The 1,155-nt window shown below is 43.3% G+C and carries 1 protein-coding gene; it reads right to left on the bottom strand.

Features of this window, described 5'->3' with window-relative positions; genetic code table 11:
* Positions 1-64 precede the first annotated feature (64 nt).
* On the bottom strand, positions 65-1,147 hold the full coding sequence (gene psbA, locus EU96_RS00025) for a photosystem II q(b) protein (protein WP_011375791.1): 1,083 nt from the start codon (positions 1,145-1,147) through the stop codon (positions 65-67).
* Positions 1,148-1,155: the final 8 nt, after the last annotated feature.

Genomic DNA, 1,155 nt, shown 5'->3' with positions numbered 1-1,155 from the left:
CCAATTGAAAATTAAACAAAAAAAAACCCCCAAAAAGGGGGCTTGTAAAATTAAGAACTTTAGCTTAACCGATAGCTGGAGCTGAAAGAGCTACTGTTGTAGACTCAGCTGCTGCTAGATCAAGTGGGAAGTTGTGAGCGTTACGCTCGTGCATTACTTCCATACCTAGGTTTGCTCTGTTAAGAACGTCACCCCATGTAGGAACAATCTTACCGTTTGCATCAACAACTGACTGGTTGAAGTTGAAACCGTTAAGGTTGAATGCCATTGTGCAGATACCCATTGAAGTTAACCATACACAAACAACTGGGAATACAGCTAGGAAGAAGTGAAGACTTCTGCTGTTATTGAAACTTGCATATTGGAAGATCAAACGACCGAAGTAGCCATGAGCTGCAACGATGTTATATGTTTCTTCTTCTTGTCCGAACTTGTAACCATAGTTCTGAGACTCTGTCTCAGTTGTTTCTCTGATTAGAGACGAAGTAACAAGTGAACCATGCATAGCTGAGAATAAAGATCCTCCGAACATACCAGCAACACCAGCCATATGGAATGGGTGCATAAGAATGTTGTGCTCTGCCTGGAAAACAAACATGAAGTTGAATGTTCCAGAGATACCTAGAGGCATTCCGTCAGAGAATGAACCTTGACCGAATGGGTATACAAGAAATACTGCGAAAGCTGCTGAAACTGGTGCAGAGTATGCAACACAGATCCAAGGACGCATACCTAAACGGTATGAAAGCTCCCACTGTCTTCCCATGTATGCTGAGATACCAATTAGGAAGTGGAAAATAACAAGCTGGTAAGGACCACCGTTGTATAACCACTCATCTACAGTAGCTGCTTCCCAAATTGGGTAGAAGTGTAGACCAATAGCGTTAGATGAAGGAACAACTGCACCTGAGATGATGTTGTTTCCATATAGGAATGAACCAGCAACTGGCTCTCTAATTCCGTCGATATCTACTGGAGGTGCTGCGATGAATGCAACGATGAAGCAAGCCGCTGCTGCAAGTAGGCATGGGATCATTAAGACGCCGAACCAACCAACATAAATTCTGTTGTTAGTTGATGTTACCCACTCACAAAACTGTGGCCAGCCTTTTAACAGCGAAGAACGCTGCTGCTGAATAGTTGTCATGAGTTCGC

This window comes from Prochlorococcus marinus str. MIT 9302, assembly GCF_000759975.1.
GTDB lineage: Bacteria > Cyanobacteriota > Cyanobacteriia > PCC-6307 > Cyanobiaceae > Prochlorococcus_A > Prochlorococcus_A marinus_M.
The sequence above is the reverse complement of the archived record's forward strand: the minus strand, read 5'-3'. Positions and strand labels throughout refer to the sequence as shown.

Excerpts from the sequence above, each read along its gene's own strand:
- psbA (WP_011375791.1), bottom strand. The coding sequence starts at position 1,147 with ATGACAACTATTCAGCAGCAGCGTTCTTCGCTGTTAAAAGGCTGGCCA.